The sequence below is a fragment of the Paracidovorax anthurii genome, from assembly GCF_003269065.1.
In the GTDB taxonomy this organism is placed as follows: Bacteria; Pseudomonadota; Gammaproteobacteria; order Burkholderiales; family Burkholderiaceae_C; genus Paracidovorax; species Paracidovorax anthurii.
Genome location: NZ_QLTA01000013.1, coordinates 103,135 through 111,442, shown reverse-complemented (window position 1 = coordinate 111,442; position 8,308 = coordinate 103,135). Strand labels below are relative to the sequence as shown.

The following is an 8,308-nucleotide window of genomic DNA, read 5'->3' as shown; positions in this document are numbered from 1 at the left end:
AACCACAGCCCAAGTGACTGATCGCAAGGGAGCGCTTGCGGCCTTCAAGCGCTGCAAGCGCTCGCTGGGGCGGGTGCAAAGTGTGCTGACGGACAGCGGTTACACAGGCGAGCCCTTCGCGCAAGGCGTCAAGGACATCCTGGGTGAGCATGTGACGGTGCAGATCGCCAAGAGAAGCGAGTTGCACACCTTCAAGGTCATGCCCAAGCGCTGGGTGGTTGAGCGCAGCTTTGCTTGGCTGGACAAGAACCGGCGGCTATGGAAGAACTGTGAGCGATGGCTCAACACCAGCTTACAGTTCGTCCACTTGGCGTTTCTGGCTCTGCTACTCAGAAGATCGTAAACACGTTCTTAGGCTGCTCCTGTTGTGCTGGCACGAACGCAAGCGATCGGTGACCATCCAGGGATTGGACGTGTACGACCAAGCCCCTGGCTCGCATCACGTCGATGAAGCGGTGCAGAGCATCCATGTAGGGGCGATGCAATGTGCCCGCACCGTAGAGGCCATCCCACAGCTTGTTCAACGCCTCAGAGTCGGTCAGTTCGCCGCAGGCCGCGTCCATCAGGCCCATCAGCAGTTCGGGCGCGATGAACACCTGGGGCGCCTTGGGCGCGGCGGCTTCTTCATGCCGAGCCTTGAGAGCTTGCGCCTCCCGCTCGTTGGCCGCTTTGACCACCTGCGCCAACGTGCCTTGCTGTGCATCGACAAATGCCAGAAGTTGCGACGCCTTGACACAAGACATTTCTTCACCCTCTCGCGCCGTGGCGAGCAGGCCGTAGATGAGGCCCAACTGATCGCGGGCGCTTTCCAGTCGGGAGAACTCTTCTTCGCTGATCTGGTAGTCCATGGTGCACCTCCTGATCAATGAACGGCTGTGCTGGTGTCGATAACGGCAAGCGCGGCCACGGCCTGTTGTGCGGCTTCCAGGCCCTGCTGGGCGAAGCCGTACATGGGTTCGTTGACCAACAGGCACGCCTTGGCGCGCTCCATGCAGTTGATAGCCTGCATAAGCAGGTGGGCGGGATCAGTGGAGACGGCGGCAGTATGCGCGCCGGTGGATGCGAGAGAGTCAGCCATGATGGCTCCTTCGTGACAGGTTATGAACCTGCCGCCCCCTCGACCAAGAGAGGGTGGCAGGACTGTGCGGGTTGGTCGACCGGACGAAGGACCGGCACCCCCTTTCGGGAGTCCCGCACAGCCCCGCCGAAACGGAACCATGCCCAGCGCAGCCTGGGAATGAAAAAAGCCGCCGACTCATAAAGAAGCGCGCGGCTGCTGCGCCTTCGTACCGGGCGACCAAGCCCGGATCCCCGAGAGGATGGGCGGATGATAGACCAAATGCCGCCCCGAGGCGGCATTTCAGCGGGGAAGGCGATAATTTTTTATCGTATGCAGTTAACCGTCGTACGATACTTATTTATCGGATATCTTTTTGGCACCTTTATGCGAATCAGCATCACCCTCGATGGCAAGGCCACAACGATCTCGGTGGACGATACCTTGATGGACTACCTGGGGGCCTACCTCGTGGCTGAGAAACCCAAGCTCCACAAGAACGCCAAGCGGCAGCAGGAATGGGCGAAGCAGTACATCCGCGAGGTGATCCTCACGCGCTCCGATGTGCCCGGCAAAGACCTCAGCCAGTACGTACAGCGGCACATCCTCCATGCCATCGCAGTCCCTGGCCTTGCCGACATCATTGAAGCGCGCGGAGCCCGGTACAAGAAGCAGCCTTTCGATGTGGCCTCACTCTTTGCTAGCCCCGCAGAGTACGTACGAGCGCAAGCTGAGGCGATGCGCATCGCTGCGATGCCTTTGGATCATTGACTCCGAACGTTCGGCAAAAGTGGCAACGGCTGCCAAATTTGCGAACCTTGCGCTTGCCCAGGCGACAGCTTCACGAACGGCGCGGGCTGCTACGGCAGCTATCTCAAATATTTGAGATAGCTGCTGGTTACAGTGCCCACCTGAAAGAGGCAAAAGCATTGCCCCATAACGCTTTAGAAACGTATCAACCTGGTTACCGTGCCCATTTGAATGTCAAATATTTGAATTTTCATTGTTACGATAGCGACTATCTTCTGGCCGAATTCGGGCAAAGATAGGAGGTTCAAAGTTGCGACGGTCGCACTTTTTCAGGTGGCGGGTTCTGTACCGCCGATGGCGACGGTCGCCAGAAAAATTCTTACCGTAAGAACCACATGAGCCGCAAGGCCTTGCCAGCATTGGCCTTCGCCGATGGCGGAGTTCTGACCGTCAGAAAAAATGGCGACGGTCGCCAAGTAGTGGCTGGACTTTATTGCCGTGACGGCAAGAAAGCCGCACTCGCGGATTACCAAAAAGCAAGGAAATCAAAGGGTTGACGCCCTTTGAGGTGTCCCTACGCTGCCGTTTCGGCAACTATTGCCCCTTGGCCTTGGCGGACTGTGGCCACAGTTCCATGAGAGAGAAGATGCGATAAAGCATCTTTCGTGCCTCCAAAGACTCCAGCGATTCACCGTCTCGCGCGCGCCGCGCCCCACGCGCCTGCAGCGCATCGAACCGCTGCGCTGCCTTGCGCCACTGCGGTGCCAGCTTTGCGGCCAGCTCTGGCTGCGTGCGCAACAGATGCGGCAACACGTTGAGAAATACCACGAACAGGCCCCCGGCCCAGTCGTCAACTTTGTCCAGCTCCTCGCGCAGCGGGGCCACGGCTCGGGCGGTGGAGATGGCGATCTGCGTATGCAGCCATGCAGCGGTTTCGGGCGAGAGATCGGCGGGCTGGTTGGTCATCATGGGCACCTTGAGAAGTAAGTTGATCGGTGCCGAAATCATGTTGCCGCATGGCCTGCAAATCTAGGCTCAGAGCGGCTTTTTGTTTGGAAGAGGTGCAGAGACAGGGCTTCCAAGATGCAAAGGGAATTGGAAGCGACTGTGCTTCCGACAGGGCAGAAAAGGAACTGCTCTACATGACTTTTCTGGTCCGTTTTGTGATATTGATGGCGGCAGCGTCGTGCTGTCGCTATAGGAGTCCGAAGATGGGCCGTCTCAGCACTATTGACCTCCTGCCCGTAACCGAGAAGCTGTTTGTTGAATCGACGATCCGTGCGCATCGATACCAGCAGATCAACCGCGCGCACGCACTGATCAGGGGAGCAGGCATCAAGGTATCCAGGTCAGCTTTAGCTAGGCATTTTCAGAAGCTGGCTGATCACGATGCCCAGCATCGCGACACCCCCCATGACTTGGTAGTGATCTTGATCGAGCGGAGCACGGGCAGCACGACGACGCTCACCACCGTCGCAGATAGGGCGCTTGTGGTCTGCGCCATCGAGCAACTATCCACCCCGTCCGCTTGATTTCACCCGTTGTAACGAAGTTTCAAATCCTATTTCGCTATATCGCACCGAGTCCCCGTAAATCTCGATTTTTCGCACCGCGTGGGTGTTGGTTTTCTCAACTCCCATCACCAACGCGCCTCCCACGCTCCTTCCAGCCGCCCCGCCCACCGACGTGACCAGCCTCTACCGCCACCATGCCTGGCTGCAGGGCTGGCTGCGCCGCAAGGTGGACTGCTCGCACAGCGCGGCGGACCTGGCCCAGGACACGTTCGTGCGTATCCTGGGCCGGGGGCGCCTGCCCGCCATCCAGGAGCCCCGCCCTTATCTCGCCACCGTCGCGCGGGGCCTGCTCATCGATTTCTATCGCCGCCGGTCGCTCGAGCAAGCCTATATGGAGACGCTGGCGGGCCTGCCCGAACCGATGGCGCCCTCGCCAGAAGAGCGCGCCACCGTGCTGGAGGCGCTCACCGCGATCGACGCCATGCTCGATGGCCTCAAGCCCGCCGTGCGCGAGGCGTTCCTGCTGTCGCAGCTCGAAGGCCTCGGGCACGCGGCCATCGCCGAGCGGCTTCACGTCACCGTGCGCACCGTCACCAACTACCTGCGCACCACCCTGGAGCACTGCTGGGACCTCGCTCCATGAGCGGCGGCACGCCGCCGGACCTCCGCAAGGCGGCCATCGACTGGTACCTGCTGCTGGGCTCGGGCACGGCCACGGAGGGCGACCGGCTGCGCTGGCGCCAATGGCTGGAGGGCAGCCCCCGGCACCAGGAAGCCTGGGCGCGCATGGAATCGATGCGCGCCGTGCTGCAGAGCGTGCCGGCCCACGTCGCCGCCCCGGCACTGCGCGCACGCCAGGACGGCCGCCGGAGCGTGCTGCGGCTCTCCGCGATGGTCCTCACGGGCGGGGCCGCGGCCAGCCTGGCATGGCCGCTCGCCCGCGAAGACGGCTGGCTGCGCCGCTGGACCGCCGACCACCGCACCGATGCCGGCGAGCGCCGCGCGCTGGTCCTGGAAGACGGCTCGCGGCTGGTCCTCAATACCCGCTCGTCCGTGAACATCGCCTTCGACGGGCAGCGCCGGCTGGTGCGCCTGGTCGCGGGCGAGATCTCCGTGCAGACTGCCAAGGCCCCGGCCGGCCGGCCGGCGGAACCCCGGCCCTTCCTCGTGCAGACGCCGGAAGGCACGGTGCAGGCCCTGGGCACCCGCTTCACCGTGCGCTCCGAACGCGGCCGCTCCGTCGTCGCGGTGCAGCAGGACCGGGTCGTGGTGCGCGTGGACGGCCTGCCCGGAACGGCGGCCGTGGCGGCCGGCGAGCAACTGGTTTTCTCGCGCACGGCCCTGGGCACGGCGCAACCCGCGAGCGACGGGGTGGCGGCCTGGGAGCAAGGGAGCCTGCTGGCCTCGGACATGCGCCTGGGCGACCTGGTGGAAGAACTGGCCCGCTACCGCCCCGGGTACCTGGCCTGCGATCCGGCGGCCGGCGATCTGCGGGTGTCGGGCGCGTTCCCGCTGGATGACACCGACCGCGCGCTCTCCGTGCTGGCCCGCTCGCTGCCCATCCAGATCCGCCACCGAACCCGCTACTGGGTGCGGGTGGAGCGCGCCGCGGACTGATCCGGCACCGGCCGCGCGGCGGATTTTCCTGTTTTGGCCGCTCGTCCGGCCTACCGGGCAGATACCTCCCAGAGCCCATCACCGGAACTGCCCTATGCCCTCCCCCCAGCTTTCCCTGCCGCCGCATGCGCGCGGCCTTCTGGCGCACCCGCGCGCCACGCGTCCGGCGCCCTTCGCCCAGGGCCTGATCGCCGCGTCCCTGCTGTGCGGCGCCCTGGCCAGCCAGGCCGCCGGCAACGCGCCGGCGGCAGCGCAGGCCGCCGCAGCGCCCACGATCCGCTATGCCATCGAGGGCGGCAGCCTCGCCGCGGTGCTGAGCCGCTTCGCCGCGGCCTCCGGCATCGCGCTGTCGTTCGACCCCTCGGCCACGCTGGGCATGAAATCGGACGGCCTGCGGGGCGACCTCACCGTGCGGGCCGGCTTCGCGCGCCTGCTGGCCGGCAGCGGCCTGGAGGCCGTGGACAACGGCAATGGCGAGTTCACGCTGCGCACCATGGCGCAGAACACGGCCCCGGGCGCCGCGACGCTGCAGACCGTCCAGGTCACGGCCTCGGGCCTGCGGGCGCCGGTCGAGGCGGACAACAGCTACCGGCCGACGCCCAGCGCCAGCACCTTGCGCTCCGCGCTGCCGGTGCTGGAAGTGCCCCAGGTCGTCAACGTCGTGCCGGCCCAGGCGATCCGCGACCAGCGCCCCCGCAACCTCGACGATGCGCTGGCCAACGTCAGCGGCATCACGCAGGGCAACACCCTCGCGAGCACCCAGGACACCATCATGAAGCGCGGCTTCGGCGGCAACCGGGACGGCTCCATCATGCACAACGGCATGCCGCTGGTGCAGGGCCGGGGCATGAACGCCGCCGCCGAGAGCGTGGAAGTGGTGAAGGGGCCGTCCAGCCTGCTGTACGGCATCATGGACCCCGGCGGCGTCGTCAACGTCGTCAGCAAGCGGCCCCAGCTCGTGCAGCACACCTCGGTCTCGGCCCTGGCCTCGGGCTACGCCGGCGGGCGCAACGGCGGCGGGCTGACCCTGGACACCACCGGCCCCATCGGCGAGGACGGGCTGGCCTACCGCCTCGTGGTCGATCGCGTCAGTGAAGACTACTGGCGCAATTTCGGCAGCCACCGCGAAACGCTCGTGGCGCCCAGCGTGGCGTGGTACGGCGACCAGACCCAGGCCGTGCTGTCCTACGAATATCGGAGCTACCTCACGCCCTTCGACCGCGGCACCGCGCTCGACCCGCGCACCCAGCGGCCGCTGGACATTCCCGCCACGCGCCGGCTGGACGAGCCCTTCAACGCAATGCGCGGCGAAAGCCACCTGGCCCAGCTCTCGGTGGACCACCAGCTCGCCAGCGACTGGAAGGCCCACCTCGGCCTGAGCTACAACCGCGAGACCTACGACGCCAACCAGCTGCGCGTGAACGGCGTCAACCCCACGGCGGGCACGCTGGCGCGAAGCAACGACGCTACGCACGGAGCGCTCAGCACCGACAGCTACGCGATCGGCTACCTCGACGGCAAGCTCACGCTGGGCGGCCTGCGCCACGACCTCCAGGCCGGCGCCGACCTCGAATACCGCCGCATCTACCGCGCCGACCTGCTGCGCCAGGCCAGCCGGAGCACGTTCAGCTACCTGAACCCGGTCTATGGCCGGGAGCAGCCGTCCGCCACCGTCTCGGCCAGCGACAGCGACCAGACCGACAGCCTGCACAACCAGTCGCTGTTCCTGCAGGACGCCATCCACCTGGGCGATCGCTGGATCGCCGTGGCGGGCCTGCGCTGGCAGGGCTACCGGCAGATCGCGGGCCGGGGCCGGCCGTTCGTCACGAACACGAAGACGGACGATCACCAGTGGCTGCCGCGCCTGGGCCTCGTCTACCAGGTGGATGCCGCCACGTCGCTCTACGCCAGCTACACCCAGTCGCTGAAACCCGCCTCCACCATCGCCCCGCTGTCCTCCGGCGTGGTGATCACCTCGGCCATGGAGCCCGAGAAGGCCCGCTCGTGGGAGATCGGCGCGAAGTACGACGTGCCCGGCACGCTCGCCGCCACCCTCGCGTTCTTCAATATCGAGAAGAAGAACGTGCTGGTCTCGCAATTCAACGACGTGACCAAGCTGACCGACTGGCGGACGTCGGGCGCGGCCCGCTCGCGCGGCATGGAGCTCGACGTATCGGGCCAGTTCAACGCGCAATGGAGCGCCATCGGCAGCCTGGCGTACATCGATGCCAGGACGACGGAAGACCCGCTCTATGCCGGCAACCGCCTGTGGAACGTCGCGCGCCATACCGCATCGCTCTTCGGCGTCTATACGACGGCGGGGCCGGATGGCCAGGGGCGGGTGCGGCTGGGCGCCGGGGCGCGGTACGTGGGCCGCCGCGCCGGCGACTCGGCCAACAGCTTTGAGCTGCCCTCCTACACCGTGGCGGACGCCTTCGCGGCCTACGACACGCGCATCGGCGGCCAGCGGGTGAAATTCCAGCTCAACGTGAAGAACCTGCTGAACAAGGTCTACTACACCTCCAGCGTCAACAGCTACTTCATCTCCATGGGCGACGCCCGGCAAATCTCCCTGCTGACCACCTTCGACTTCTGAGCCATGACCGCATTCAAGCCCCTCCGGCACGCCGCGCTGCGCGCCGGCGCCCTGCTCTGCCTCGTCCTGTCCCTGGCGCCCGCCGCACATGCCCAGGCGGCGCCTGCCGGCAAGAAGATCCTGATGCTGATCCAGGCCGGCGGGCCCAACCGGGCCACGGACGAACAGGTGCGCAGCCACCTGCAGGCCCGCGGCTTCGAGGTCGGCCTGGCGGACCAGTCGGCCCGCCCGGACAGCGCGGCGGGCTTCTCGCTCGTGGTCATCTCGTCCACCGTCTCGGGCAAGGACGTGGACCCCGCCTGGCGCCAGTCGCCGGTGCCCCTGCTGACCTGGGAGAACGATCTGCTGGACGATCTGGCCATGACCGGCAAGCGGCATGACAGCGACTTCGGCACCACGGAAAAGGAGCGCTTCCTCTGGCTGGTGAACGCGCCCCACCCCATGGCCGGCGGCCAGCCCGCCGGCCGGGTCAACGTCTACCGCAAGCAGGCGCCGATGGGCTGGGGGCGGCCGGGGCTGGGCGCCACGACCATCGCCACCGTCTATGGACAGCCGGAGAAAGCGGCCATCTTCGGCTACGAGAAAGGCGCCACCATGGACTACGAGGCCCTGGCGCCGGCACGCCGGGTCATGGTGTTCCTGGACAACGACAGCTTCGGCAACCTCTCGGAAGCCGGCGTGCAGCTGTTCGACGCGGCCATCGACTGGGCGGTGGGCAGCCGCTGAACCTGCCCCGGCCGGCCCCACCCCGGGTGTCGCCAAGGCGGCAGCCCC

11 protein-coding genes are annotated in these 8,308 nt (G+C 66.1%); 8 read left to right on the top strand and 3 right to left on the bottom strand.

What is annotated here, in order from left to right; translation table 11 throughout:
- Positions 1 to 343 (top strand): transposase (locus AX018_RS08940; RefSeq protein ID WP_146749262.1); only part of this gene is annotated, 343 nt, incomplete at its 5' end.
- Here the strand turns inward: AX018_RS08940 and AX018_RS08935 are convergent.
- Positions 330 to 848 (bottom strand): hypothetical protein, encoded by a 519-nt coding sequence (locus tag AX018_RS08935; RefSeq protein ID WP_111876944.1) that lies wholly within the window; start codon positions 846 to 848, stop codon positions 330 to 332. The genes AX018_RS08940 and AX018_RS08935 overlap by 14 nt on opposite strands.
- A 14-nt stretch (positions 849 to 862) precedes the next feature.
- Complete coding sequence (locus tag AX018_RS24720) at positions 863 to 1,078, bottom strand: hypothetical protein (RefSeq protein WP_146749269.1); 216 nt, start codon at positions 1,076 to 1,078, stop codon at positions 863 to 865.
- Between the two features lie 249 nt (positions 1,079 to 1,327).
- Here AX018_RS24720 and AX018_RS08930 point away from each other — a divergent pair, with 249 nt between their 5' ends.
- Positions 1,328 to 1,828, top strand: a complete 501-nt coding sequence (locus AX018_RS08930) for a hypothetical protein (RefSeq protein WP_146749268.1) — start codon at positions 1,328 to 1,330, stop codon at positions 1,826 to 1,828.
- Between the two features lie 374 nt (positions 1,829 to 2,202).
- The gene (locus AX018_RS25205; protein WP_170146218.1) at positions 2,203 to 2,364 is read left to right on the top strand and encodes a hypothetical protein; all 162 of its coding nucleotides are present in this window, start codon (positions 2,203 to 2,205) and stop codon (positions 2,362 to 2,364) included.
- A gap of 37 nt (positions 2,365 to 2,401) precedes the next feature.
- Here AX018_RS25205 and AX018_RS08925 read toward each other — a convergent pair whose 3' ends face one another.
- A complete protein-coding gene (locus AX018_RS08925; protein ID WP_146749267.1) occupies positions 2,402 to 2,773 on the bottom strand; it encodes a hypothetical protein in 372 nt (123 codons plus the stop codon).
- Between the two features lie 176 nt (positions 2,774 to 2,949).
- Between AX018_RS08925 and AX018_RS08920 the strand changes: the two genes are divergently transcribed.
- The 5 genes from AX018_RS08920 (at position 2,950) to AX018_RS08900 (ending at position 8,260) form a co-directional block, all read left to right on the top strand.
- On the top strand, positions 2,950 to 3,339 hold the full coding sequence (locus AX018_RS08920) for a DUF3486 family protein (RefSeq protein ID WP_170146217.1): 390 nt from the start codon (positions 2,950 to 2,952) through the stop codon (positions 3,337 to 3,339).
- A gap of 154 nt (positions 3,340 to 3,493) precedes the next feature.
- Positions 3,494 to 3,964, top strand: a complete 471-nt coding sequence (locus AX018_RS08915) for a sigma-70 family RNA polymerase sigma factor (protein WP_211322402.1) — start codon at positions 3,494 to 3,496, stop codon at positions 3,962 to 3,964.
- The gene (locus AX018_RS08910; RefSeq protein WP_111876940.1) at positions 3,961 to 4,938 is read left to right on the top strand and encodes a FecR domain-containing protein; all 978 of its coding nucleotides are present in this window, start codon (positions 3,961 to 3,963) and stop codon (positions 4,936 to 4,938) included. Before AX018_RS08915 ends, AX018_RS08910 begins: the two co-directional genes overlap by 4 nt.
- Before the next feature lie 94 nt (positions 4,939 to 5,032).
- A complete protein-coding gene (locus tag AX018_RS08905) occupies positions 5,033 to 7,534 on the top strand; it encodes a TonB-dependent siderophore receptor (protein WP_111876939.1) in 2,502 nt (833 codons plus the stop codon).
- A gap of 3 nt (positions 7,535 to 7,537) precedes the next feature.
- The gene (locus AX018_RS08900) at positions 7,538 to 8,260 is read left to right on the top strand and encodes a hypothetical protein (RefSeq protein WP_111876938.1); all 723 of its coding nucleotides are present in this window, start codon (positions 7,538 to 7,540) and stop codon (positions 8,258 to 8,260) included.
- Positions 8,261 to 8,308: the final 48 nt, after the last annotated feature.